General features: G+C 71.0%; 24 protein-coding genes. 5 read left to right on the plus strand and 19 right to left on the minus strand.

Annotated features, from left to right (window positions below):
* Positions 1 to 15 precede the first annotated feature (15 nt).
* From dprA to rplS, 8 genes are all read right to left on the minus strand, one after another.
* A complete protein-coding gene (gene dprA / locus ACIQUC_RS04380; protein ID WP_402263655.1) occupies positions 16 to 1,215 on the minus strand; it encodes a DNA-processing protein DprA in 1,200 nt (399 codons plus the stop codon).
* Positions 1,212 to 2,738: a YifB family Mg chelatase-like AAA ATPase gene (locus ACIQUC_RS04385; protein WP_402263658.1), complete on the minus strand. Its 1,527-nt coding sequence runs from the start codon at positions 2,736 to 2,738 to the stop codon at positions 1,212 to 1,214. Before ACIQUC_RS04385 ends, dprA begins: the two co-directional genes overlap by 4 nt.
* The gene (locus ACIQUC_RS04390) at positions 2,735 to 3,103 is read right to left on the minus strand and encodes a YraN family protein (RefSeq protein WP_022905814.1); all 369 of its coding nucleotides are present in this window, start codon (positions 3,101 to 3,103) and stop codon (positions 2,735 to 2,737) included. The genes ACIQUC_RS04385 and ACIQUC_RS04390 overlap by 4 nt, the downstream gene beginning before the upstream one ends.
* Before the next feature lie 153 nt (positions 3,104 to 3,256).
* The gene (locus tag ACIQUC_RS04395; protein ID WP_402263661.1) at positions 3,257 to 3,604 is read right to left on the minus strand and encodes an Lsr2 family protein; all 348 of its coding nucleotides are present in this window, start codon (positions 3,602 to 3,604) and stop codon (positions 3,257 to 3,259) included.
* 117 nt (positions 3,605 to 3,721) lie between these two features.
* A complete protein-coding gene (locus ACIQUC_RS04400; protein WP_031261428.1) occupies positions 3,722 to 4,045 on the minus strand; it encodes a DUF2469 family protein in 324 nt (107 codons plus the stop codon).
* A 95-nt stretch (positions 4,046 to 4,140) separates the two neighbouring features.
* A complete protein-coding gene (locus ACIQUC_RS04405) occupies positions 4,141 to 4,848 on the minus strand; it encodes a ribonuclease HII (RefSeq protein WP_022905817.1) in 708 nt (235 codons plus the stop codon).
* Entirely contained in the window at positions 4,845 to 5,591 is a 747-nt protein-coding gene (lepB, locus tag ACIQUC_RS04410) for a signal peptidase I (RefSeq protein ID WP_402263664.1), read from the minus strand. Before lepB ends, ACIQUC_RS04405 begins: the two co-directional genes overlap by 4 nt.
* A 165-nt stretch (positions 5,592 to 5,756) precedes the next feature.
* Positions 5,757 to 6,113, minus strand: coding sequence for a 50S ribosomal protein L19 (gene rplS, locus ACIQUC_RS04415; RefSeq protein ID WP_022905818.1), 357 nt, complete (start codon positions 6,111 to 6,113; stop codon positions 5,757 to 5,759).
* Between the two features lie 166 nt (positions 6,114 to 6,279).
* Here rplS and map point away from each other — a divergent pair, with 166 nt between their 5' ends.
* Positions 6,280 to 7,071, plus strand: coding sequence for a type I methionyl aminopeptidase (map, locus tag ACIQUC_RS04420; protein ID WP_402263668.1), 792 nt, complete (start codon positions 6,280 to 6,282; stop codon positions 7,069 to 7,071).
* A 252-nt stretch (positions 7,072 to 7,323) separates the two neighbouring features.
* Here the strand turns inward: map and trmD are convergent, their stop codons facing one another.
* The 8 genes from trmD to aroA all read right to left on the minus strand — a co-directional run bounded on the left by trmD (position 7,324) and on the right by aroA (position 16,824).
* Positions 7,324 to 8,016 (minus strand): tRNA (guanosine(37)-N1)-methyltransferase TrmD, encoded by a 693-nt coding sequence (gene trmD / locus ACIQUC_RS04425; RefSeq protein ID WP_022905820.1) that lies wholly within the window; start codon positions 8,014 to 8,016, stop codon positions 7,324 to 7,326.
* A 5-nt stretch (positions 8,017 to 8,021) separates the two neighbouring features.
* Complete coding sequence (gene rimM, locus ACIQUC_RS04430; protein WP_022905821.1) at positions 8,022 to 8,567, minus strand: ribosome maturation factor RimM; 546 nt, start codon at positions 8,565 to 8,567, stop codon at positions 8,022 to 8,024.
* Between the two features lie 19 nt (positions 8,568 to 8,586).
* Positions 8,587 to 8,823 (minus strand): RNA-binding protein, encoded by a 237-nt coding sequence (locus ACIQUC_RS04435; RefSeq protein ID WP_022905822.1) that lies wholly within the window; start codon positions 8,821 to 8,823, stop codon positions 8,587 to 8,589.
* Between the two features lie 4 nt (positions 8,824 to 8,827).
* Positions 8,828 to 9,241 carry a 30S ribosomal protein S16 gene (gene rpsP, locus ACIQUC_RS04440; RefSeq protein WP_022905823.1) on the minus strand — a complete coding sequence of 138 codons (414 nt, stop codon included), beginning with the start codon at positions 9,239 to 9,241 and terminating at the stop codon, positions 8,828 to 8,830.
* A gap of 167 nt (positions 9,242 to 9,408) precedes the next feature.
* A complete protein-coding gene (locus tag ACIQUC_RS04445) occupies positions 9,409 to 11,541 on the minus strand; it encodes an FAD-dependent oxidoreductase (RefSeq protein ID WP_402263673.1) in 2,133 nt (710 codons plus the stop codon).
* 4 nt (positions 11,542 to 11,545) lie between these two features.
* Positions 11,546 to 12,412 (minus strand): SDR family oxidoreductase, encoded by an 867-nt coding sequence (locus ACIQUC_RS04450; protein ID WP_402263676.1) that lies wholly within the window; start codon positions 12,410 to 12,412, stop codon positions 11,546 to 11,548.
* A gap of 78 nt (positions 12,413 to 12,490) precedes the next feature.
* Positions 12,491 to 13,666, minus strand: a complete 1,176-nt coding sequence (locus tag ACIQUC_RS04455; protein WP_402263679.1) for an acyl-CoA dehydrogenase family protein — start codon at positions 13,664 to 13,666, stop codon at positions 12,491 to 12,493.
* A complete protein-coding gene (aroA, locus tag ACIQUC_RS04460) occupies positions 13,663 to 16,824 on the minus strand; it encodes a 3-phosphoshikimate 1-carboxyvinyltransferase (RefSeq protein ID WP_402263682.1) in 3,162 nt (1,053 codons plus the stop codon). The genes ACIQUC_RS04455 and aroA overlap by 4 nt, the downstream gene beginning before the upstream one ends.
* Before the next feature lie 118 nt (positions 16,825 to 16,942).
* Between aroA and ACIQUC_RS04465 the strand changes: the two genes are divergently transcribed.
* Positions 16,943 to 18,082, plus strand: a complete 1,140-nt coding sequence (locus tag ACIQUC_RS04465) for a glutamate--cysteine ligase (protein ID WP_402263685.1) — start codon at positions 16,943 to 16,945, stop codon at positions 18,080 to 18,082.
* Between the two features lie 184 nt (positions 18,083 to 18,266).
* Here ACIQUC_RS04465 and ffh read toward each other — a convergent pair whose 3' ends face one another.
* Positions 18,267 to 19,817: a signal recognition particle protein gene (ffh, locus tag ACIQUC_RS04470; protein ID WP_022905829.1), complete on the minus strand. Its 1,551-nt coding sequence runs from the start codon at positions 19,815 to 19,817 to the stop codon at positions 18,267 to 18,269.
* A gap of 111 nt (positions 19,818 to 19,928) precedes the next feature.
* Here ffh and lipB point away from each other — a divergent pair, with 111 nt between their 5' ends.
* Positions 19,929 to 20,603 carry a lipoyl(octanoyl) transferase LipB gene (gene lipB / locus ACIQUC_RS04475; RefSeq protein ID WP_402263690.1) on the plus strand — a complete coding sequence of 225 codons (675 nt, stop codon included), beginning with the start codon at positions 19,929 to 19,931 and terminating at the stop codon, positions 20,601 to 20,603.
* A complete protein-coding gene (gene lipA, locus ACIQUC_RS04480; RefSeq protein WP_402263693.1) occupies positions 20,600 to 21,583 on the plus strand; it encodes a lipoyl synthase in 984 nt (327 codons plus the stop codon). Before lipB ends, lipA begins: the two co-directional genes overlap by 4 nt.
* 219 nt (positions 21,584 to 21,802) lie before the next feature.
* Here the strand turns inward: lipA and ACIQUC_RS04485 are convergent, their stop codons facing one another.
* A complete protein-coding gene (locus ACIQUC_RS04485) occupies positions 21,803 to 21,961 on the minus strand; it encodes a DUF4175 domain-containing protein (protein ID WP_137767577.1) in 159 nt (52 codons plus the stop codon).
* Between the two features lie 118 nt (positions 21,962 to 22,079).
* Positions 22,080 to 22,949, minus strand: a complete 870-nt coding sequence (ftsY, locus tag ACIQUC_RS04490; RefSeq protein ID WP_022905235.1) for a signal recognition particle-docking protein FtsY — start codon at positions 22,947 to 22,949, stop codon at positions 22,080 to 22,082.
* Between the two features lie 217 nt (positions 22,950 to 23,166).
* Here ftsY and ACIQUC_RS04495 point away from each other — a divergent pair, with 217 nt between their 5' ends.
* Positions 23,167 to 24,192, plus strand: coding sequence for a TerC family protein (locus ACIQUC_RS04495; protein ID WP_402263697.1), 1,026 nt, complete (start codon positions 23,167 to 23,169; stop codon positions 24,190 to 24,192).
* Positions 24,193 to 24,321: the final 129 nt, after the last annotated feature.

The raw sequence follows: 24,321 nt of genomic DNA on the forward strand, positions 1-24,321 counted from the left end.
TAGGTCCGACGACCGTCATCGCCGGCACCACCCCGCCGCGGCGACGACCGCGAGTCCCTCGAGCTGCGCCAGGGCCAGCGCGTCGGCCGCGTCGTCGACGGACAGGCCACTGCGACGAGCGATCTCGTCCACGTCGAGCGGACGACGGTCGAGCGCGTCCAGCACCCGCACCACGAGCGGATCGGACGTGGTCCCGAGGACGAGCTCGGTCGCCACGGGCGAGGCGGTCCCACCGCGTCCGGCGCCCGACACCACCGCCGTGACCGGATCACGCGGATGCACGATGATCTGCGCGTTCCCCTCGGCGATCAACCGATGGCAGCCGACCGAGGCGGCGGATGCGAACGCACCGGGCACGGCGAAGACCGGCCGACCGAGGTGCAGCGCATGGTGGGCGGTGTTGAGCGCCCCTGACCGGGCAGCGGCCTCGACGACCACGGTGGCGCCGGACAGGGCGGCGATCAGCCGGTTGCGGTGGAGGAAGCGCCAGCGCGTCGGTCGGGTCCCCGGCGGTGACTCGGACAGCACGCGGCCACGACCGAGCACGTTGCGCAGCAGGTCGTGGTTGCCCGCCGGGTAGAACTGGTCGACGCCGCCGGCGAGCACCGCCGTCGTGGGCGTCCCCGCGGCGACGGCGACCCGGTGCGCGACCGCGTCGATCCCGTAGGCGCCGCCGGAGACGATCTCGACCGCGGCGTCGGCGGCGACCGAGGCGATCTCCGCGGTGGCCTCGGCCCCTGAGATCGTGTTCGCCCGGCAGCCGACGATCGCGAGCGCACCGCGGCACCCGGCGGCGCCGACCGGGTCGTCGAGGTCCGACCGGCTCCACAGGACGAACGGCGCGTGCGGTCCGAGGTCGTCCAGCCCGCTCGGCCACCCGGGCGTCCCCGGGAGCAGCAGCCGGGCTCCGACCGCGGTGGCGGCAGCCGTCGCGGCGACGGCCCGGTCCTCCGATCCCGCGAGGCGTGGACGCCACCGTCCCACGGCGGCATCGAGCGCGGCACGCACCTGGTCCGGCCCGTCGGCGAAGGACGCCGCCGCGCCGATCCGCTCGACGAGTGCCCCGGTGTTCGTCCTGGCGGCTCGCCGGACGAGCGCGAGAGCCGGGCGCGGCCCGAACAGGGCGATGAGTTCCCCGGCGACGGCATCACCCGGCTCGGCGAGGACGCTCCACGTGACCCGAGCGAGCGGGTCATCGTCGACCGCGGCGCTCACAGTGCGCTCCGCAACGCGAGTGCCCGCTGGACTTCCCGGGCGCCTGGACGCTCGACGTCGTCGAGGTCCGCCAGCGTCCACGACAACCGCATGACCCGGTCCCACCCCCGCATCGTGAGCGTGCCCCGGTCGAGCGCCCGGTCGAGCGGGTCCGTCGCACCCGGCTGCGCCCGCCCGTCGGCGCGGAGCCAGGGTCCGGTGACCTCGGCGTTGCACGCCCAGCCGGTGTCGCGCAGGCGTTCGGCCATGCGACTTCGGGCCGTCGCCACGAGCGCGGCGGCCTCGGCGGTCGTTGGCGCCGAGCCCTCGGTCGCGCGGATGGCACCCGTCGTCACCCGGGGCACCGCCACCCGGATGTCGATCCGGTCGAGGAGCGGCCCCGAGAGCCGCCCGAGGTACTTGCGCACCGTGCTGGGACTGCAGGAACACGGCGGACCGTTGCGGACCCCGGCGTTGCCACAGGGACACGGGTTCGCGGCGAGCACCACCTGGCACCGCGCGGGGAACTCGGCGCTGCCGACGCTGCGGTGGATCGTGATCCGACCGGACTCGAGCGGCTGCCGGAGTGCGTCGAGGACCGCTCGGGGGAATTCGGTCGCCTCGTCGAGGAACAGCACCCCGCGGGTGGCCCGCGACACGGCGCCCGGTCGGAGCAGGCCGGATCCCCCACCGATCAGGGCCGTCGTCGACGACGAGTGGTGCGGCGCCTCCCACGGCGGCCGGACGCTCCACGACTGGCTGCCGAGTCCGCTGACCGAGCGCACCGCGGCGAGCTCGAGCGCCGCCTCGGGATCGAGGTCCGGCAGGAGCCCCGGGAGCCGCTCGGCGAGCATCGTCTTGCCGGCGCCGGGCGGTCCGAGCAGGAACATGTGGTGGCCACCGGCCGCGGCGGCGATCACGGCCCGGACACCCACGGCGTTCCCGACCACATCGGCCAGGTCGTGCGCCTCCGGACGGGTCTCGACCGGGAGCGCCGGCAGCACCGGATCGGCCTCGACCGGCGGCAGGAGCGCTCCCGCCGTGATCGCGCTCGCCCGCAACGACGCGGTGCCGATCACCTCGATGCCCGGCACGATCCGTGCTTCGTCGACGTTGCCGACCGGCACCACGACCGTGCCGATGGCGGCGTCCCGCGCGGCGATCACCATCGGGATGACCCCGGGGACGGGCCGGACCCGTCCGTCGAGGCCGAGCTCCCCGATGTACGCGACGTCGCGCGAGACCCGGGGCGCGATCCCCTCGGCACCGAGCACGGCCATGGCGATGGCCAGGTCGAAGCCGGAGCCGCGCTTCGGGATCGACGCCGGCGTGAGGTTCACCGTGATCCGCCGAGCCGGCAGCGGACACCCGGCGAGGGCACTGGCGGACCGCACCCGCTCCCGCGCCTCACCCAGAGCGGCGTCCGGCAGGCCGATGATGCTGAACCCGGGCAGCTGGCTGGTGAGGTGCGCCTCGACCTCGATCACGCGCCCCTGCACCCCGACGAGCGCGATCGCCGAGGCACGCCCGATGTCCGCCGTCACAGCACGCCCGCCACGTGCTCGACGCCGATCCGGTCACCGTCGACGTGCACCGCAACCGCGTCGATGCGGATCGTCCGCGCGGACACCTCGGGGTGGTCGGCGAACCACGCCGGCACGAGTCGCCGCAGTCGCGCGACCTTCGACGCCGTGATCGCTTCGAAAGGATGACCGGTGGCGGCGCCGGACCGTGTCTTCACCTCGATGAAGCAGAGCGTGCACGACTGCCACGCGACGATGTCGATCTCACCCCGCGCACACCGCCAATTGCGTTCGACGAGACGGAATCCGTGGCGTTCCAGCCATTCCGCAGCCCGTTCTTCGCCGAATCGTCCGAGACTGCCGTTCCGCAGGGGTGATCGTTCCATGTCGTTGCCTCCACGACGACGATCGCGGACCGCCGAGCTCGATCGAGCCGGACCTCGACGAATTGTGGACGGGAATCAGCGGACGATCACCTGTGGAGGACGAAGGAAGGACCCCGGTCGGCCGAAGCCGTCCGGGGTCCTGCAGCAGGGCGCTCAGTGCGCGGCTGCGTACGCTTCCTGCACCTGGGTCGAGATGCGACCGCGGGACGAGACCTCGTACCCGTTCTCCTTCGCCCATTCGCGGATCTTCGCGAGCTCTTCCGAGTTGCCGCGCTTCGGCGCTGCCTTCGGAGCGGCACCGGCGGAGCGACGACCGGACACCTTGCGCGCCGCGGCGACGTAGTCGGAGATCGCCTCGCGGAACTTGTCGACGTTGTCGTCGGTGAGGTCGATCTCGTAGGACGAACCGTCGAACGCGAATTCGACGGTGCGACCGGAGCCGGCGGTGATCGGGGTGTCGTCGAGGTCGTCGACGAGCTGGACGGTGACCTTCTGTGCCATGACGTGCTCCTTGTGCAGGGGACGGGAAATCCCCTTCACATTAGCGGGAGAAATGCACGCCGGCACAATTGTCTCGGCGATTCTCAGATTCTCGCATTTCCTGCGAAGAACTGAAGATCACTCGTCGAGCGCGAGTTCTTTCGGCAGCTCGAGTTCACGGGAAGTGAGTTCCTCGACGTTGACGTCCTTGAACGTCAGGACACGCACGGACTTCACGAACCGGTCGGAACGGTAGACGTCCCAGACCCAGACGTCGTTCATCGTCAATTCGAAGTAGAAATCGTGCTCGGTGTCCCGGCGGGAGAGTTCCACCTCGTTGGCCAGGTAGAAACGCCGCTCGGTCTCGACCACGTACCGGAACTGCGACACGACGTCGCGGTACTCGCGGTACAGGGCAAGTTCGACCTCGCGGTCGTAGTCGTCGAATTCGTCGTCATCCATCGCGCCCACAGTCTACGGCGACGGGAGCACCGGCGACACACCGCGACCACGTCGCGTCACGCGACCGAGCCGCAGCCACGGAGGCACCGCGCCGCTCAGCCCGCGAGCGCGTCCAGCTCCGCGAACCCGTCCAACGCCACGCTCGACGCCTGGTGCAGCCAGCTCTTCCGGTGCAGTGCGTGCGCCCCCACCGCGCGGATCGCGTCGTAGTGCGCGGTCGACCCGTACCCCTTGTTCGACGCCCACGCGTAGTGCGGCGCCTCGTCGTGCGCCGCCGTCATGAGCGCGTCCCGGGCGACCTTCGCGACGACCGACGCCGCGGCGACCGACGCGCAGTCCCGGTCGGCCTTGACCCGCACCACGACCTCGAGCGGGTCGGACGGCAGCCGGAGCGTCGCCGGCACCGCGCGGGTGAGCCAGTCGAACGAGCCGTCGAGGACGACCACGGCGCCGTCGAGCGAGAGCCCGTCGGCGACGAGGGCACCGATCGCCGACGCCCCGGCCTGCCCGAGCGCGGGGACGATGCCCTGCTCGTCGACCACCGACGCGGACGCCATCCCCACCGCGGTGCGGGTCCACCGGCGGACGACGGGGTCGAGCGCCTCGCGACGAGCCGCGGTGAGCAGCTTCGAGTCGGCGAGCCCCTGGGGCACGCGACCGATGTCCACCGTCACGGCGGCGACACCGACGGCGACGGGTCCGGCGATCGCACCACGACCGACCTCGTCCATCCCGATGACCGTCACGCGTCCATCGGCGAGGAGCTTCTTCTCCACCCGCAGCGACGGCCGGACGGCGGTCACTTGTCCCGCTCCTCCACGCCGGCGAACACCTCGGGGTAGTCGTCGAGCCAGGTCCAGCGACTCGACGGCCACGAGATCACGAAGGCCCGTCCGGTCACGTCGGACAGCGGCACGAACCCCTTCGACGGGGTGTCGCCGTTGTACCGCGAGTCCTTGGAGTCGTAGCGGTTGTCGCCCATCACCCAGATGGTGCCCTTCGGCACGGTCACCGAGAAGTCGGTTCCCGAGGCGCGGGTCTCCCCCGTCGGCAGCTTGAGGTAGGGCTCCTTGATGGGGACGCCGTTCACCGACATCTGACCGAGGTCGTTGCAGCAGGAGACCTTGTCGCCGGGAAGTCCGATGACGCGCTTGATGAGGTGGTCGTCGCTGTCACCGGTGCCGAGCCCGATCTGGGTGAGGAGCCAGTCGACGGCCTTCGCGGGCTGCGTGGTCGGCGTCACGCTCGGCACCTCGGAACCGGTGAGCCAACCGCCCGGGTCCTTGAAGACGACCACGTCGCCACGCTTCAGGGAGACCACGTCGGGGACGAGTTCGTTGACGATCACCCGGTCGTTGATCTGCAGGGTGTTCTCCATCGACGCCGACGGGATGTAGAACGACCGGATCAGGAACGTCTTGACGAGGAACGAGACGAGCAGCGCCGCGATGAAGATGATGACGAGGTCGCGGAGGAAGGTGAGGACACCGTTCCGCTTCTTCTCGACACGGGGTCGGCGCCCGGTTTCGTCAGTCGTGTCCGTCATTTCCGCTCTCGTTCAACCACAGGATCCCACCGTGGACGACACGCGTCCGCGAGACCGGGACGACGTGCGCCCACGGAAAGGGAAAGCCCCCCGTCGATGCACAACCGTACATGGACGAGGGGCCGACAGCGGCGTCCGGCTCGCGGGCGCTCACTGTGAAGGCGATCAGGAGTCGCGCTTCTCCTTGATCTTGCGACGGGCAGCCTTGCCGCGGAGTTCGCGGAGGTAGTAGAGCTTCGCGCGACGGACGTCACCCTTGGTGACGATCTCGATGTGGTCGATGATCGGCGAGTGCACCGGGAACCAGCGCTCGACGCCGACCTGGAAGCTCACCTTGCGGACCTTGAAGGTCTCGCCGAGGCCGTGACCCTGGCGTCCGATGACGACACCCTGGAACACCTGGACACGCGAGCGCGTGCCTTCGATGATGTTGACGTGCACCTTGATGGTGTCGCCGGGGCGGAAGTCCGGGACGTCGGTGCGCAGCGACGCTGCGTCGACGTGGTCGAGGAGCTGGCTCATGATTGGGTCACTCTCTGCGGACGCACACGGGTCGCCGCGGATCGAATTCGGTAAGTGAAGGTGTGTGCCCGGTGTCGGCGACTCCCCCGTGGCAGAGTCCAGCCAGGGCACGTCTACCCATCTTGCCACAGCAACCCACGTCCGCAAAACGCGCCAGGATGGTCGCATGATCGAACTCCGCACCCCCGCCGAGCTGGACGGCCTGCGCGCCGCCGGTCGGTTCGTGGCCGACGTCCTCGACGAACTCCTCGACACCGTCGACGTCGGCGTGAACCTGCTCGACCTCGACCGGGTGGCCGCACGGATGATCGCCGACCGTGGGGCGGTGAGCTGCTACGTCGACTACCACCCGTCGTTCGGGAAGTCGCCGTTCGGCAAGAACCTCTGCACGTCGGTCAACGACGCCGCGCTGCACGGCCTGCCGTCCGACCGCGTGCTCGTCGACGGCGACCTCGTGAGCCTCGACTTCGCCGCGAGCGTCGACGGCTGGGTCGCCGACTCGGCCGTGACGGTGCAGGTCGGCACCCCGCGCGAGGACGACCAGCGGCTGATCGACACGGTCGAGCGTGCGCTCGTCGCCGGCATCGCCCAGTTCCGCACGGGCAACAAGCTCGGGGACGTGTCGTACGCGATCGGTCGCGTCGCGAAGGACGCCGGCTACGACGTGAACCTGCAGTTCGGCGGCCACGGGGTCGGCCGGACGATGCACGGCGACCCGCACGTCCCGAACGACGGACGGCCCGGGCGCGGCCTGAAGCTCCAGCGGGGGCTGGTCGTGGCGATCGAGCCGTGGCTCATGCAGGGCACCGCGGAGCTCTACCAGGACGACGACGGCTGGACGCTCAAGAGCGTCGACGGCTCCCGCGCCGCGCACGTCGAGCACACCGTCGCGGTGACCGACTCCGGTCCGGAGGTCCTCACGCTTCGTCGCGCCCAGCGCACCGACACGACCGCCTGACGGCCTGGAGGCGCGGGGCGGGCCCGCACCGCGCCTCCAGACCCGCGGTGCGGAGCCGGGTCCTCCCCTGACGTCACGGGCTCAGCGACAGCTCACGCGCTCGACGGCGCGTGTGGTGTCGTGCAGCCCGAACGTCCGGGACAGCGCGCAAAAGCGCGACGGTCCGGGACAGCACGGAAAAGCTCGAAGGTCCGGGACGGCGCGCGACAACGCGACCGCGCGGACGCCCGGAACGGGACGGGACGGGACGGGCTACGCGTCCGGCAGCAGGTCCGGCCGGACGCGCCGCGTCCGCTCGACCTGCTGCTCGTGCCGCCAGTCGGCGACGCGGCCGTGGTGTCCACTGAGCAGCACGTCGGGCACGGCCAGGTCCCGCCAGAGCGCCGGCTTCGTGTAGGACGGGTACTCGAGCAGACCGTCCTCGTGCGACTCCTCGACGAGGGACTCGGGGTTGCCGACGACGCCGGGGACGAGCCGGCCGACGGCCTCGATCATGGCCATCGCCGCGACCTCGCCGCCGTTCAGCACGTAGTCGCCCAGCGAGAGCTCGACGACGGTGCACCGCGACGCGGCCCACTCGAACACGCGGGCGTCGATGCCCTCGTACCGCCCGCAGGCGAACACGAGGTGGTCCGACGTCGACGCGAGCGAGCGCGCGATGGACTGGGTGAACGGGGTGCCGGCCGGTGTCGGCACGACGAGGGTCGACGACCCGTCCGGCCGCAGGATCGACTCGAGCGCCTGCGCCCAGGGCTCGGGCTTCATGACCATGCCCGCTCCCCCGCCGTACGGGGTGTCGTCGACGGTGCGGTGCCGGTCGGTCGTCCACGAGCGGAGGTCGTGCACGTGCAGGTCGAGCAGACCGCCGGAGCGGGCCTTGCCCAGCAGCGAGACGTCCAGCACGGAGAAGAACTCCGGGAAGATCGTGACGATGTCGATGCGCACGCGCGCTAGTCCGTCACGGTCTCGGGGCGGGACGTGTCCTCGGGATCCTCGAACAGCCCGGTCGGCGGCGTCACGGTGACGGTGCCGGCGGCGATGTCCACCGCGGGCACGATCGCCGAGACGAACGGCACGAGGACCTCGCCCCGCGACGGGGTGTCGATGGCGAGGAGGTCCTGCGCCGGCAGGTGGTCGACCCGTGCGACGGTGCCGACCTCGACGCCGTCGCGGAGGACCGTCAGCCCGACCAGCTGGTGGTCGTACCAGGCGTCGTCCTCGCCGGTCTCGGCGTCGGCGTCCTGTTCGACCCAGAGGATCGCCCGCGCGAGGGTCTCGGCGGCGGTGCGGTCCCCGATGCCCTCGAAGAAGGCGACCGGGTGGCCGTTGTACCAGCGGAGCTCGTCGAGCGCGATGGTCTTGCCGGCCCAGGGCGAGTCGTCCGGGACCTGGAGCGTGAACACGGCTCCTGGCGTGAACCGACGATCCGGGTCGTCGGTGTAGAGCTCGAGCTTGATGCCGCCCTTGAGCCCGTGCGCCTTCGTGATGCGACCCACCCGGAGCTGGGTCGTCTCCCTAGGAATCGGTGTCGACCACGTCGACACGCACCCGCTTGCCGTCGGCGAGAGCCGTGACGAGGGTGCGCAGCGCCTTTGCGGTCCGTCCGGCGCGGCCGATCACGCGGCCGAGGTCCTCGGGGTGCACACGCACCTCGAGGACCTCGCCCCGCGCGGAGGTGGAACTGGCGACGCGCACGTCGTCAGGGTGATCGACGATCCCCTTGACGAGGTGCGTCAGCGCGGATTCGAGCAAGGAATTACGCCTCGGTCGTCTCGTCGGCGGTCTCGGCCTCGTCGGCCTTGGCGGCGGGGGCCGTCTTCTCCGACTTCGGCTTGAGGACGGCCTTCTTGGAGGAGTCGACCTGGAAGGCCTGCTTCGGCTCGGCGACCTTGACCTTGGACTCGGTGTCCTTCTCGCCCTTGAACTTGGCCCAGTCGCCGGTCAGCTTGAGGAGGGCCGCGACCTGCTCGGTCGGCTGCGCGCCGACGCCGAGCCAGTAGAGCGCACGCTCGGACTCGATCTTGATGACCGAGGGCTCCTCGGTCGGGTGGTACTGACCGATCTCCTCGATGACGCGACCGTCGCGCTTGGTGCGCGAGTCGGCGACGACGATGCGGTAGTACGGCGCCCGGATCTTACCGAGACGCTTGAGACGGATCTTGACAGCCACAAATGCTCCTGTTGCGTGTTGTTGTGGTTGAACCGGACCGCGGGCGTGGGGGCACACACGGTGGAAGCTCGATGAGACCGTGATCCGCTGGATAGAGGGTCGAGCGGACACGATTCGACCGTTCATTCTTGCAGGTTTCCGAGCGAGAAGCGAGTCGGGACGCGCCGTCAGGGTGCGAGTCGCCGAACCGCCTCGAGCGCTTCGGAGGTCGCACGCACCGCGTCGACGCTCCGCGCGTCGCGTGCGCCGCCCACGACGGCGTGCGGCACACCGGCTGCCCGGAGGCGCGGCTCGAGTCCGTCGGACGGCCCTGCGCCCGCCTCGACTCCCGTCCCGAGCGCGCGCTCCTGCCCGGCGCAGACCACCACGGTGTCCGCGGGGATCCCCCGCTCCTCGCCGTGCTCGTCACGGATCCAGAGCACGCCGGGCTCGATGCGCAGGTACTCCTGCACGCCGCCGACGAGGTGCACGCCGGCGTCCCGGAGCCGTCCGATCGCCACCCAGCGCGAGGTGATGCCGATCCCCTGGCCGAACTTGCCGGAACGGCGGAGCACCGTGACGTCGCTGCCGGGTCGGAGCGTGCGGGTCGCCACGGGGAGCCGTTGCGGCACGTCGCCCACGACGGTGTCGGCCACGTCGAGGTCCCAACGGGCGCCGAACTCGCTCGCGCGACGGGCCTCGTCGGGCGACTCGACCAGGAAGGCCGCGGTGTCGACGCCGATCCCGCCGCCGCCGATGATCGCGACGGTGCCCGCCGGGACGCCCTCGCGGAGCGCCCGCTCGTAGGACCGGACGTGCGGCAGGTCGGCACCGGGGACGTCGATGGTGCGCGGAACGACCCCCGGCGCGAGCACGACGGCGTCGCTCGTGGTGAGGTCAGCGGCGGTCGCGGCCCGACCGAGGTGGATCGTCGCGCCGCGGGCCTCGAGCTCCGCACGCGCGGCGCGGACGGTGGCCGCGTAGTCCTCTTTCCCCGGGACGAGCGCGGCGAGGTCGAACTGTCCGCCCAACCGGTCGGACGCCTCCCAGAGGGTCACGGTGTGGCCCCGGCGCGCCGCGTCGACCGCGGCGGCGAGCCCGGCCGGTCCGCCGCCGACGACGTCGACGCGCTTCAGGTCGGTCGTCGGCCGGGCGGGGAAGGCGACCTCGCGGGCCGCGCGCGGGTTGACCAGGCACGACACCGGCTGACCGATGATCGACCGGTCGAGGCACGCCTGGTTGCAGCCGATGCAGGTGTTGACGAGGTCGAAGGCGCCGTCGAGCGACCGGTTCACGATCGCGGGGTCGGCGAGGAACGGGCGCGCGAGGGCGACCGCGTCGAGGAGCCCGTCGGCCAGCACGGCCTCGCCGTCGCGCAGGTCGGTCATCCGGTTCGACGCGATGACCTTGACGTCCGGGTACGCCGACGCCCGGACGACGCCGGCGATGCGGGCGGCGTACGCGAGCCACGCGCCGTGCGGCACCGCGGCCTGCACGGTCGGCGTCCGGGACTCGTGCCAGCCGATGCCGACCGAGATCCCGTCGAGGCCGAGCGGCAGCAACTCGTGCACGAGCGCGTCCACCTCGTCGTCGGTGGACGAGCCGGGCATGAGGTCGGCGCCGGAGAGCCGGATCGTCACGGCGAGGTCCGGTACCGCCCGGCGGACGGCCTCGACGACCGCGACGGTGAAGCGCCGACGGCGGACGGCGTCCCCGCCCCACTCGTCGTCGCGCAGGTTCGTCAGCGGCGACTGGAACTGGTTGATGAGGTAGCCCTCGGACGCCATGATCTCGACGCCGTCGAACCCGATGTCGCGCGCCGACCGGGCAGCGGCGGCGAAGTCCTCGATCGTCCGTTCGATCTCGGCGACGGTCAGCTCGACGGGCACCACGCCCCGGGCGGCCGCCCACGGCAGGGCCGACGGCGCGACCACCCGCTGCGGCGCACCGTGACGGTCGACCATGCCCGACGCGAGTGCGTACCGGCCGGCGTGGAAGAGCTGCGCGAGGATCGCCGACCCGGACTCGTGCACGGCGTCGACCGCCGTGCGGAACCGCTCGTCCGCTCCCCCGACGCCGAACACGGCGAAGTCCGGCCCGCCCCGTGCCTCGTCGTTGACCGCGATCCCGCCGGTGATGATGCACGCGGCACCGCCCTCGGCTCGTTCGCGGTAGAACGCCGCCATGCCGGCCCCGCCGTCGTCGTGCACCTCGAGCCCGGTGTGCATCGACCCCATGACCACTCGGTTCGGGAGCGTCAGGGGGCCGAGCGTCCACGGCGAGGAGACGACGGCGAGGTCGGGCATGGCGACGGTGCTCATGCGCCTACTCTGCCGTGTCGGACGCCGAGTCGGCAGCAGCGTCGGACGCCGCGTCGGCCGGCGGCAGGACCGCGTCGCGGAGCGGCGAGGTGGTGTCCGCCCAGTACGGCGGCGCGATGACGGTCAGTCCGCCGTCCACGGACAGGGTCTGCCCCGTGATGTACGACGCCTTGTCGGAGAGCAGGAAGTCGACCGCGTCGGCCATGTCGTCGGCGGTGCCGGGACGCTGCAGCGGAAGCTTCTCGAGGACGCTCTGCATCGGTGCCATGCCCGGCACCGAGTTGTAGAAGTAGTCGAGCGAGTCGGTGTCGATCAGCCCGCCGTTGACCGCGTTGACGGTGATCTGCCGGGGCCCGAACTCGACGGCCATGTACTTCGTGTACGCCTCGGTCATCGCCTTCGCGGCACCGAGTGCGGCGTAGGTCGGGAAGGCGCGGAGCGAGCCGTAGGACGTGACGACGACGATCCGGCCGCCCCGGTCCATGAGCTCGGCGGCGCGCTGCGCACCGAGGACGAACGAGCGGGCGTTCGTCGCGTAGCTGCGGTCGAGGTGGTGCAGCTTGAGCTGGTTGACCGGCTTGAAGGCACTCGCGGCGGCGTTCGCGACGAACATGTCGAGGCGTCCGTAGGTGTCGCGCACCAGGTCGAACAGCGCGTCGATCGACTCGGGCTGCTCGATGTCGACCTGCGCCGTGATCCCGTCGCCGCCGGCGGCCTTGACGTCGGCGAGCGACTCCTCGGCGAGGTCGGCGTTGCCCTTGTACGTCACCACGACGGTGACGCCGCGCTGGCCGAGCTTCTGCGCGAGCAGGCGGCCGATGCCGCGGGAGGCACCCGTGATGAGGGCGATGGGAGCAGTGGTTGCAGCCAATGTGTTCCTTGCGTTGTCAGGGCCGGGAGGCGCGGTGCGGGCCCGCACCGCGCCTCCCGGCTGTGGAGTGGTTGCGGATCAGAACCCGGCCTGGCCGGTCACGACGGCGCGGCCGACGACCAGCTTCTGGATCTCGTTGGTGCCCTCCTCGAAGCGCTGTGCGCGAGCGTCGCGGTAGACGCGCTCGATCGCGTTGCGCTTCCAGTAGCCCTGGCCGCCGTGCACCTGCAGGGCCTTGTCGGTGACGCGGGCGAGCATGTCGACGGCGACCATCTTCGAGGCGCTCGACAGCGTGCCGGCGTCCGGACGGCCCTCCTCGTAGGCGCGCGCGGCCTCGAGGACGAGGGCGCGGGCGGCGGCGATGTCGGCGTAGTTCTCGGCGAGGTAGAACTGGATCGCCTGGCGGCTGGCGAGCTTCTTGCCGAACGTCTCGCGCTTGTTCGCGTACTCGACGGCGAGCTCGTTCGCCCGCTCGGCGAGGCCGACGGCGCTCATCGCGACGGACACGCGGCTCGGCAGCAGGAAGCCGCCGAGCGCGACCTCGAGTCCTTGGCCCTCCTCGCCGAGGCGGGCGGAGGCCGGGATCGGGGTCTCGGTGAACCGGAGGATCGCGTGGTCGGTGCCGCGGATGCCCATGGTGTCCGAGTCGTCGATCACCTCGGCGCCCGGCAGGCCGGAGTTCGGCATGAGGAACGCGACGGTGCCGTCCTGGCCAGTGGTGCCCTCGAGACGCGCGGCGATGAGCCAGTAGTCGGCCTTCACGCCGAAGGTGATGAGGTGCTTCTCGCCGTTCATCACGTAGGTGTCGCCCTCGCGGCGGACGGTCGTTCGGATGTCCGCGCCGGTCCCGGCGGTGGCCTCGGTGAGCGTGAACGCGACGAGCTCGTCGCCGGCGACGCTCGGCTTCACGACCTCGTCGAGCTGCTCCGGCGTCGCGTACGGCGCCATGGCGCGCCAGGTGCCGTTGATGACGTGGACGAGCATGCGGATCGACGCGTGCGACCGCGAGACGATCTCCATGATCTCGAGGTAGCGCGAGAACGGGATGCCCTGTCCGCCGAGCTCGGCCGGGGCGGCGAGCGACAGCCACCCCTTGTCCTTGAGCTCCTGGAACAGCTCGGGCGCGACCTGGCCGGTGCGCTCGATCTCCTCGGCCCACTCCTCACCGCGGCCGCGGACCCACTCGGTGACCTCGGCCTTGAGCTGCTGGAACCTCGTCTCGTCCAGCGTCTGGTCGGTGGCGGTGATGGTCATCGTGTCTCGTTCTCCTTCGTCGCGACGAGTGCGGCAGCCTGCTCACGCAGGACGTTCTTCTGGACCTTGCCGACCGCGTTGCGGGGCAGTTCGGCGAGGTACTCGAGCCGCTCGGGCCAGTAGTACTTGCTCACGCCGGCGGTGTCGAGTGCCTGCTGCATCGACGCGAAGTCGAGCCGCTCGGCGCCGGCGGCCGGCACGACGAACGCGCACGCACGCTCGCCGAGCCGCGCGTCCGGCATGGCGACGATCGCCACGTCGGTCACCAGCGGGTGCTGGTAGAGCAGGTTCTCGATCTCGACCACCGGGATCTTCTCGCCACCGCGGTTGATGACGTCCTTCACGCGGCCGGTGATGGACAGGAAGCCCTTGGCGTCGACCGTGGCGAGGTCGCCGGTGCGGTACCAGCCGTCCTCGGTGAAGACGTCGTCCGTGAGGTCCTGTCGGTCGAGGTACCCGTCGAACATCGTCGGCGAGTGCAGCTCGAAGTTGCCCTCGGTGCCGGCGGGCAGCTCGTGCCCCTCGTCGTCGACGATCCGGATCCGGATCCCGGGCAGTGCGCGGCCGTCGTGGCCGTAGGCGTCCGCCGGGTCGTCGGTCGGGCTGGACAGCGCCCCGAGGCACGTCTCGCTCGTGCCGAACGCACCGAGGATCGCCGTGCCGAGCACGGTCGCGGCACGCTGGGCGAGGGCCCGGGGCACCGCGGCACCGGTCGGCACGAAGATCCGCAGCGACTCGGGCTGGGCGGCACCGGCCTCGACGAGGTCGACCAGGTCGGTGAGGAACGGCGTCGCGCACTGCACGAACGTGGCCTTCGCGGCGCCGAACGCCTGCTCGAGCGCGACGGTGCCGTCCCACACCGGCTGGATGACCTGGGGCGCGCCGAGCCGGAAGGCCAGGAGCATGCCGTACAGGAAGCCGGTCTGGTGCGCGAGCGGCGACGGGATGTAGATCCGGTCCGCGCTCGTCAGACCGGACTGGGCGACGTGCATCGCGGTCGCCAGGCCGAGCGTGCGGTGCGGGTGCTGCACGCCCTTCGGCTCGCCGGTCGTGCCGGAGGTGAAGAGGAGCTGGCAGACGTCGTCCGGGCCGGGCGCGTGCGAGCGGATCTGCTCGACGTCCACCTGCACGGACTCGAGCGCCGTGTCGAAGTACCGCCAGTTCCACTCGCTCGCGGCCACGCGCTCCATGGCGTCCGTGGGCAGCGGGGGCTGGTTCGTCGGGGTGTCCCCCTGACCGCGTGCCTCGGAGCGGAGCACGACCACGTGTTCGACCGACAGCCGTCGCTTCTGCGCCCGCGCCTCGTCGATGACGTCGAGGAGCTCGAGCGCCGGACGACGCTTGCGGAACAGGTTCGGCAGGAACACCACGCGGGCGCGGGACCGGGCGAGCGTCATCGTCGTCTCGCGGGGACCGAAGACCGGCATGATCGGGGTCGCGACGGCACCGATCTGGATCGCACCGAGGGTGATCGAGACGAACTCGCGCCAGTTCGGCAGCTGCATCGCGACGGACTCGCCTCGGCGGACACCGAGTTCGAGGAGCAGCGCGGACACCTTGTCGGCCTCGTCCTGCAGCTCGCGCCACGTCGTGTTCACCGGCTCGGGGCCGCCGACCTCGATCACGGCGAGGCCGTCCGGGTCCGTCTCGGCGAGCGCCCGGACCTTCTCGCTGAGGACGAGCGGGTCGGCGTCGACGCCGGTGAGCTCGGGCAGTGGGTTCGACACGGTCTCGTGCTCCTCGCCGAGGTCGGTGCGCTCGGCTGCGGCCTCGGCCGCGTGGATGCGGTCGTCGCGGGCGATCCGGGCCGCGGCGCCGTCGCCGACCTCCATGTCGAGGCCGACGGCGTTCATCGCCTCGAGGAAGGTCGGGTACGAGATCCGGTAGGCGCGCGGGTAGGTGAGCGAGGACGTGCCCTCGGCCCCGGACGCGGCGACGGCGAGGGACATGAGGACGCGGTGGTCGTTGAACGAGGACATCGGCGACCCCTGCAGGTCACCCGGTCGGACCCCCGTGACGCGCAGCTCGTCGGCGCCCTGCTCGGCGCGGCCGCCCAGGCGGTTGAGCTGGAGCATCGCGGCGACGCGGTCGGACTCCTTCAACCGGATGTGCGCCACGTTCCAGAGCCGGGTCGTGCCCTCGGCGAAGGTCGCCATGGTCGACAGGACCGGGAGCAGGTCCGGGATCGGCTGGCAGTCGATGTCGAGAGGGCGGAGGGGGGACCCGTCGTGCTCGATGCGGACGAACCCGGTCTCCTCGTCGATCCGCATCGGGACGCCCATCGCCGTCGCGAGGTCGAGGAACTCGCTCTCCGGGTGGTCGGTCTCGGCGGTGGTGAACGCCGTCATGCCGCGGAGCAGCAGGTTCGACGAACGGGTGCCGGCAGCGGCGATGCCGAACGCGGCCGAGCCGATGTCCGGCGGGATCACGTAGTCGTGCGGGGTGGCCTGCTGGTTCGCCGGGATCCGGTACTCGAGCCAGTCGTCGGACACCTCGACCGTGAGGCCGAACTGGCGCATCATGCGCACGGTCAGCTCGACGTAGGGCTGCTCGTTGAGCCGTCCGCCGGTGATGTGGATGCGGGTCTCCTGCTCGGCGAAGGGCGCGACGAGGAGCAGCCCGGAGATCCACTGCGAGAGCGTTCCGGCGATCTGCACGTCGCCGCCGCGCGGACGCTTCGGCTGGACGGTGACCGGCGGGCAGTCGTTCGTGGCCTCGAGCTCGATGCCCATCTGGGTGAGCGAGGTGAGCAGGGCCTTGATCGGCCGACGCTGGAAGTACTTCATGCCGACGAGCGTCATCGGCTTGTCCGCCAGGGACGCGAGCCCGGTCATGAAGTAGAGGGTGGTGCCGGACGAGCCCATGTTGAGGATGCCGTCGGCGCCCCGCGAGCCGTGGTCGACGACGTCGGTGGCCTCGTACCGGCCGCCGAGGCCCGTGACGTGGTACTCGTCCCCACGACGCTTCACGTCGACGCCGAGGGCACGCAGCGTGCCCACGGTCCACTCGACCTGTCGGGTCGCACTGATGCCGGACACGATGCTCGTCCCCTTCGCGAGCGATGCGAGGACCAGCGCTCGGTGCGCGTGGTACTTCGAGACCGGGATGTCGAGTTCTCCGACGAGTGGTGCGTTCGTCCCGCGCACGACCAGCTGCATGCCTACCTCTTCCCTGTTGAGCGTTACTACGGTACGCCCGGTGTGGAACCACTGTGAATCGGATCCGCACGATCGGGACCGTCCATCGTTGTGCGTGTCCGACAAGGAGCCGGGCAGGATGTACAGCATGGACATCCGCTTCACCGAGTCCCGCCCGTCGACCATCGGCGTCGAGTGGGAGCTCCCCCTGGTCGACCGGGACACCGGCGACCTCACCCCGCGTGCCCCCGCCGTCATCCGGGCGGTGCAGGAGCGGCTCGGTGACCACGACCGGGTGACCGAGGAGCTCCTGACGAACACGGTCGAGGTCGTCACGGGCGTGCACTCCCGGGTGCGTGGGGCCACGGACGAGCTGTCCGGGATCATCGGCGAGGTCATCGACGCCGCCGAACCGCTCGACGCGCAGGTCATGTGCGCTGGGACGCACCCCTTCGCCGTGTGGGACCAGCAGGAGATCACTCCGGACAGCGAGCACTACACGACCCTCATCGACCGCACGCGCTGGTGGGGGCGCCAGATGCTCATCTGGGGCGTGCACGTGCACGTCGGCGTCGACGACCGCGACAAGGCCCTGCCGATCCTCGGTGCGATGCTCGCGTACGTGCCGCACCTGCAGGCGTTCACCGCCTCGAGCCCGTTCTGGGCTGGCACCGACACCGGCTACGCGTCGAACCGGGCACTCATGTTCCAGCAGCTGCCGACCGGTGGGCTGCCGCCGGCGCTCGGCGCGTGGGCGAACTTCGAGGAGGTCGTCGACGACCTCACCCGCACCGGTGTCATCGACGGCGTCAAGGACCTCCGCTGGGACATCCGCCCGTCGCCGGGCTGGGGCACGCTCGAGAACCGCGTCTCCGACGGCATCTCGACCCTGCACGAGGTCGGGGCGGTGACCGCGCTCGTGCAGTGCCTCGTCACCGCCATGTCGGACCGGCTCGACGCCGGCGAGACGCTGCCGACCATGCAGCCCTGGTTCATCCGTGAGAACAAGTGGCGCGCGGCGCGCTACGGCATGGAGGCCGAGATCATCACGAACGCCGCCGGTGACGAGCGGCTCGTGACCGACGAGGTGCACGACCTCGTCGAGCGGCTCCACCCGGTGGCGGAGCGCCTCGGCTGCCTCGAGGAGCTGCACCACCTCGACACGATGATCGCGGCCGGCGCCTCGTACCAGCGACAGCTGCAGGTGGCGCAGGAGAACGGCGGCGACCTCCGCGCCGTCGTCCGGCACCTGGTCACCGAGCTGCGCGACTCGCTCTGACCGTCACCGTCCGTGCCGGGCGTGCCTGGCCGTTTCGGGCGTCCCTGGTCGTTCCTCCCGACCGGGTACGCCCGATTCCGCTCTCCATCGCGGCGGTTCTGGGAAGGAACGTCGCGACGTGCGCACGGACGGACAGGAGGCGCGGTGCCAGCCGGCACCGCGCCTCCTGTCCGTCAGGGGTCGGCTACCGACCCAGGAACTTCTGCAGCGACGCGAGCTCTTCCTCGGTCGGCGCCTTGCCGCCCTTGCCGCCGCCGAGTCCGAGACCGGACCCCTTCGGCGCCTGCTGCGGTGCCGCGGCGGCACCCGCGGCGAGCGCCGCGCGCTTCGCCGGGTTGCCAACCTTGGACTTCTTCTTGCCGCCCTGCTGCTGCTTCTTGCCGCCGTGCATGCCGGGGATCGGCCCCATGCCGGGCATCTGCGGGACACCTCCGCGGGCGACGGTCTTCATCATCTTCGCGGCCTGCTCGAACCGGTTCACGAGGGCGTTGACCTCGGTCACGGTGGAGCCAGCACCCTTGGCGATGCGGAGGCGGCGGGAGCCGTTGAGGAGCTTCGGCAGCTCGCGCTCCTGCGGGGTCATCGACTGGATGATCGCCTCGGTGCGGACGATCTCGCGCTCGTCGAAGTTGTCGAGCGCCTCGCGCATGCCCTTGGCGCCGGGGAGCATGCCGAGCATGCCCTTGATCGAGCCGGCCTTGCGGAGCTGCTGCATCTGCTCGAGGAAGTCGTTGAGCGTGAACGAGTCGCTCGCGATCTTCTCGGCGACCTTGCGTGCTTCTTCCTCGTCGAAGGCGCCCTGTGCCTGCTCGATGAGGGAGAGGATGTCGCCGAGGTCGAGGATCCGGCTCGCCATGCGGTCGGGGTGGAACGGCTCGAAGTCGTCGAGCCCCTCACCCGTGGAGGCGAACATGATCGGACGCCCGGTCACGCTGGCGACCGACAGCGCCGCACCACCGCGGGCGTCGCCGTCGAGCTTCGACAGGACGACGCCGGTGAAGTCGACGCCTTCCTGGAAGGCCCGGGCGGTGTTGACCGCGTCCTGACCGATCATCGCGTCGATGACGAACAGGACCTCGTCGGGGTCGACGGCCTTGCGGATGTTCGCGGCCTGCTTCATGAGCTCGGCGTCGACGCCGAGACGACCGGCGGTGTCCACGATGACGGTGTCGTACTGCTGGTCGACGGCGGCCTTGATGGCGTTCTTCGCGACCTTGACCGGGTCGCCGACGCCGTTGCCGGGCTCCGGCGCGAAGACGTGCACGCCGGCCTGCTCGCCCACGACCTGCAGCTGCTGCACGGCGTTCGGACGCTGGAGGTCCGCCGCGACGAGCATCGGCGTGTGGCCGTCCTTCTTGAGCCACTTGCCGAGCTTGCCGGCGAGCGTGGTCTTGCCGGCGCCCTGGAGGCCGGCGAGCATGATGACCGTCGGCGGACGCTTCGCGAACTCGAGGCGACGCTGCTGGCCGCCGAGGATGCCGACGAGTTCCTCGTTGACGATCTGGACGACCTGCTGCGCCGGGTTCAGCGCGCGGTTGACCTCGTCGGAGAGGGCCCGCTCGCGGACGGCTGCGGTGAACGCCTTGACGACCTCGAGCGCGACGTCGGCGTCGAGGAGCGCCCGCCGGATCTCGCGGACGGTGCCGTCGACGTCGGACGGAGTCAGCCGACCCTTGCTCCGCAGGTTGCGGAAGGTCTCGGTCAGCCGATCGGAGAGTGAACCGAATTGCGCCATGATCCGTCGATTCTACAAGGCCCCGCCCGGACGCTCTCGCCCGCTCACCCGCTCGCCCTCGGACGGTGTCGTTGTTGGACGGAGTACAGAAACTGTCGTAGCCTGGCGCCCATGCCGGAACTCGACATCGTGCGCCCGTCCGGGTTGCTGGACCACGCCGAGGGACTCGCACTGCAGCGGTCCCTCCACGCCGACGTCGTCGCCGGCCGCTCCCCCGGGGCGATCGTCCTCTGCGAGCACCCGTCCGTGTACACCGCCGGGCGTCGCACCGAACCGTCCGACCTGCCGACCGACGGCTCCCCCGTCGTCGAGGTGGACCGCGGCGGCCGGATCACCTGGCACGGACCGGGCCAGCTCGTCGCGTACCCGATCGTCCGGCTCGCCGCACCCCTCGACGTCGTCGCCTGGGTGCGGGACCTCGAGCAGGTCATCGTCGACGTCGCTGCGTCGGTCGGGGTGCACGCCGAGCGGGTCGAGGGGCGCAGCGGCGCGTGGGTGCCCGGCCCGGCCGGTGTCCCGCACGCCAAGGTCGGCGCGATCGGGCTGCACGTCGCCGAGGGCGTGACGAGCCACGGCATCGCGATCAACTGCACGAACAGCCTCGAGCCGTACGCCGCGATCGTCCCGTGCGGCATCGCCGACGCGGGCGTCACCACGCTGACCGCCGCCGCGGGCCGACCGGTCACCGTCGACGAGCTCGCCCCCGGGGTCGCGCGCCGGGTCCAGGAGGCCGTCGACGGCATGCACAGCGGCGACCGCATCCGACGACAGGAGACCCTCGTATGACCCTCGCCCCCGAAGGACGCCGGATGCTCCGCGTCGAGGCCCGGAACGCCGCGACGCCGATCGAGACGAAGCCGGAGTGGATCAAGACCCGCGCGACGCAGGGTCCGGCGTTCCGCGAGCTGTCCGGGCTCGTGCGCGACCAGCAGCTCCACACCGTCTGCCAGGAGGCCGGCTGCCCGAACATCTTCGAGTGCTGGGAGGACCGCGAGGCCACGTTCCTCATCGGCGGCTCCCAGTGCACGCGGCGGTGCGACTTCTGCCAGATCGACACCGGCAAGCCCGAACCACTCGACCGCGACGAGCCCCGCCGGGTCGCCGACTCGGTCGTGTCGATGGGCCTGAAGTACGCCACGGTCACCGGGGTCGCCCGGGACGACCTGCCCGACGGTGGCTCGTGGCTCTACGCCGAGACGATCCGCCAGATCCACGAGCACTCCCCCGGCACCGGCGTCGAGATCCTCGTGCCGGACTTCAACGGCCGCCCGGACCAGCTCGGCCAGGTCTTCGACGCCCGCCCCGAGGTCTTCGCCCACAACGTCGAGACGGTCCCCCGGATCTTCAAGCGGATCCGGCCGGCGTTCACGTTCGCGCGCTCCCTCGACGTCATCACGCAGGGGCGCGAGGCGGGGCTCGTCACGAAGTCGAACCTCATCCTCGGCATGGGCGAGGAGCGCGACGAGGTCATCGACGCGCTCGAGCAGCTCCACGAGGCGGGCACGGACATCATCACCCTCACGCAGTACCTCCGGCCGTCGCCGCGGCACCTGCCCGTCGCTCGGTGGGTGAAGCCGGAGGAGTTCGTCGACCTCCGCGAGATCGCCGAGGACATCGGGTTCTCCGGCGTGCTCGCCGGGCCGCTCGTCCGGTCGTCCTACCGGGCGGGTCGACTCTGGGCACGGGCCACGGTCGCCCGCGGCGGCACCGTCCCCGCGCACCTGTCACACCTGCTCGACGAGGCCCCCGGCCGACAGGCCGTCTGACCGGCGACCGGCGGCCGGCGGCCGGCGGCCGGCGGCCGGCGGCCGGCGGCCGGCGGGCCGAGACTCGGCTCCGCGGACGACTTCGCGACGGCCCGACCGCGGAACTGTCCGCCCAGCCGAGTCTCGGGTCGGCACCACAGGACGAAACGGGAGGCACGGTGCCAGCTGGCACCGTGCCTCCCGTCTCGTCAGGTGCCCCGGATCAGGGCGCCGCCGTCGCTACGCGCGACCGCGGATGCTCCGGAGGAGCCAGCCGATGACCGCCAGCAGGATGAGCACGATGCCCACCCAGAGCAGGAACTTCAGCGCACCGACGAAGATGCCGCTGAAGAGCAGGACGAGGCCGACGATGATCGCGATGATCAGCAGTGCGGGCATGAGGGTCTCCAATCCCTGGAACGAGACCGAGCGGATGCCCGGGCCGACAGGGACGCTACTCGCCCGGCGGCGTTCGCGTTCGCTGACGGGTGTCGCGCACCCGACGAGACGGTGCCCGTCAGCCGACGAGGTTCTGCACGAACACGTGCGGGGTGAACCCGGTGAGGTCGTTGATGCCCTCGCCCTGACCGATGAGCTTGATCGGGATGCCCGTCTTCTCCTGCACGCTGAGCACGAACCCGGCCTTCGCGGACCCGTCGAGCTTCGTGATGACGAGGCCGGTGACCCCGGCGCCCTCGATGAACGCCTGCGCCTGGGCCAGCCCGTTCTGCCCGGTCGTCGCGTCGAGCACGAGCAGCACCTCGGCGATCTCGGTCTGCTTCTCGACGACGCGCTTGATCTTCGTCAGCTCGTCCATGAGGCCGGCCTTGGTGTGCAGCCGGCCGGCGGTGTCGATGACGACGATCTCGGTGCTGTCGCGGATCGCCTTCTCGACGGTCTGGTAGGCGACGGAGGCCGGGTCCTGCCCGGGCTGGGACGGCCGGACGACGTCGACGCCGGCGCGTGCCGCCCAGGTCGCGACCTGCTCCACCGCGGCGGCTCGGAAGGTGTCGGCCGCGCCGACGAGCACGGTGCGGTCGTAGGTCTTCAGGAACTTGGCGAACTTGCCGATCGTCGTGGTCTTGCCGACGCCGTTCACCCCGACGACCAGTACGACGGCGGGCCGGTTGCTGAGCTTCAGCGTCGTGTCGAGCTTCGACAGCCGTTCCTCGAGCACCTCGCGGAGCATGCGCTGCAGGTCCGCGGGGTCGGTCGTGCCGTACCGGTCGACGCGCGCGTGCAGGTCCTCGATGATCTCATCGGCGATGTCCGGACCGAAGTCCGCGCCGATGAGTGCCGTCTCGAGGTCCTCCCACGTGGTCTCGTCGATCGTCTTGCGCTGGAACAGCCCGCGCAGCCGGGAGGACAGTGACCAGGAACTCGCCATGTTCCCAGCTTAGAGCGCGGCGCACGTGCGCTGTGCCCGGTACGCTCGGGAACACGAAGGGGAGTATTCCTCCTCGGTGTCCCCGTCAGTACGGTCCGGAACGATCCGGACCCGGGGCGCCGGTCGTGGTCGACACATCGTGCGGACCGCGGCGGAAGAGACCTTCAGGCCTCGGCGTACCCACCAACCGGATGCGCCCCCGACCTGAAGGAAACCCGTGGACGTCCCACTCATCGTCTGGCTCCTCACCATCGCCGGCATCCTCGGCCTGCTGGTGTTCGACTTCTTCTCGCACGTGCGGACCCCGCACGTGCCGCACATCAAGGAATCCGCGTTCTGGTCGGCGTTCTACGTCGGGCTCGCGATCCTGTTCGGTGTCGGCATCCTCGTCTTCGGCGGCGGGCAGGCCGGTGGTGAGTACTTCGCCGGGTGGTTGACCGAGAAGGCGCTGTCGGTCGACAACCTGTTCGTCTTCCTCATCATCATGTCGAGCTTCGCCGTGCCGAAGGAGTACCAGCAGAAGGTGCTCCTGGTGGGCGTCGCGATCGCCCTCGTCGCCCGCGGTGTGTTCATCGCGCTCGGCGTGACGATCATCGAGAACTTCTCGTGGGTGTTCTACCTGTTCGGTGCGCTGCTGTTCTGGCTCGCCTGGTCCCAGGCGCGGAGCGGCAACGACCACGGCAACGAGGGCGACTCCCGTCTCATCCGCACGCTCCGCAAGGTCATCCCGACCACCGAGGACTACCACGGCGACAAGCTGACGGCCCGCGTCGACGGCAAGCGCCTCTTCACCCCGATGCTGCTCGTGATGGTCGCCATCGGCCTCACCGACGTGCTGTTCGCGCTCGACTCGATCCCCGCGATCTTCGGGCTGACGCAGGACGCCTTCATCGTGTTCACCGCGAACGCGTTCTCGCTGCTGGGTCTCCGACAGCTGTACTTCCTCATCGCGGGGCTGCTCGAGCGCCTCATCTACCTCGGCCAGGGCCTCGCGGTCATCCTCGGCTTCATCGGCGTCAAGCTCGTCTTCCACGCCATGCACGTCAACGAGCTGCCGTTCATCAACGGCGGCGAGCACATCGAGTGGGCCCCCGAGATCCCGATCTGGTTCTCGCTGGGCTTCATCATGCTGACCATCGCGGTCGCCACGGTGGCCTCGCTCGTGGTGTCGAAGCGCCGCCAGGAGCGCGGGCTCACCCCGACGGGCGAGCCGAAGGAGGCCGTCGAGGCCGACGCGAAGTAGTCGTCATCACCTGAAGGACGGGAGGGGGGGGGGGGGCCGGGGGCCCCCCCCCCCCCCCCCGGGGGGGCCCCCCCCACCCGGCGAAAGGGCGGGCCCCGCCCCCCACACGCAACGGGTGGGGAGCGGCGT

The organism is Curtobacterium sp. NPDC098951 (assembly GCF_044759965.1).
In the GTDB taxonomy this organism is placed as follows: Bacteria; Actinomycetota; Actinomycetes; order Actinomycetales; family Microbacteriaceae; genus Curtobacterium.

Excerpts from the sequence above, each read along its gene's own strand:
- ACIQUC_RS04390 (WP_022905814.1), bottom strand. The coding sequence starts at position 3,103 with ATGGAACGATCACCCCTGCGGAACGGCAGTCTCGGACGATTCGGCGAA.
- ACIQUC_RS04395 (WP_402263661.1), bottom strand. The coding sequence starts at position 3,604 with ATGGCACAGAAGGTCACCGTCCAGCTCGTCGACGACCTCGACGACACC.
- ACIQUC_RS04400 (WP_031261428.1), bottom strand. The coding sequence starts at position 4,045 with ATGGATGACGACGAATTCGACGACTACGACCGCGAGGTCGAACTTGCC.
- lepB (WP_402263664.1), bottom strand. The coding sequence starts at position 5,591 with ATGACGGACACGACTGACGAAACCGGGCGCCGACCCCGTGTCGAGAAG.
- rplS (WP_022905818.1), bottom strand. The coding sequence starts at position 6,113 with ATGAGCCAGCTCCTCGACCACGTCGACGCAGCGTCGCTGCGCACCGAC.
- map (WP_402263668.1), top strand. The coding sequence starts at position 6,280 with ATGATCGAACTCCGCACCCCCGCCGAGCTGGACGGCCTGCGCGCCGCC.
- ACIQUC_RS04445 (WP_402263673.1), bottom strand. The coding sequence starts at position 11,541 with ATGAGCACCGTCGCCATGCCCGACCTCGCCGTCGTCTCCTCGCCGTGG.
- ACIQUC_RS04455 (WP_402263679.1), bottom strand. The coding sequence starts at position 13,666 with ATGACCATCACCGCCACCGACCAGACGCTGGACGAGACGAGGTTCCAG.
- aroA (WP_402263682.1), bottom strand. The coding sequence starts at position 16,824 with ATGCAGCTGGTCGTGCGCGGGACGAACGCACCACTCGTCGGAGAACTC.
- ACIQUC_RS04465 (WP_402263685.1), top strand. The coding sequence starts at position 16,943 with ATGTACAGCATGGACATCCGCTTCACCGAGTCCCGCCCGTCGACCATC.
- ffh (WP_022905829.1), bottom strand. The coding sequence starts at position 19,817 with ATGGCGCAATTCGGTTCACTCTCCGATCGGCTGACCGAGACCTTCCGC.
- lipB (WP_402263690.1), top strand. The coding sequence starts at position 19,929 with ATGCCGGAACTCGACATCGTGCGCCCGTCCGGGTTGCTGGACCACGCC.
- lipA (WP_402263693.1), top strand. The coding sequence starts at position 20,600 with ATGACCCTCGCCCCCGAAGGACGCCGGATGCTCCGCGTCGAGGCCCGG.
- ACIQUC_RS04485 (WP_137767577.1), bottom strand. The coding sequence starts at position 21,961 with ATGCCCGCACTGCTGATCATCGCGATCATCGTCGGCCTCGTCCTGCTC.
- ftsY (WP_022905235.1), bottom strand. The coding sequence starts at position 22,949 with ATGGCGAGTTCCTGGTCACTGTCCTCCCGGCTGCGCGGGCTGTTCCAG.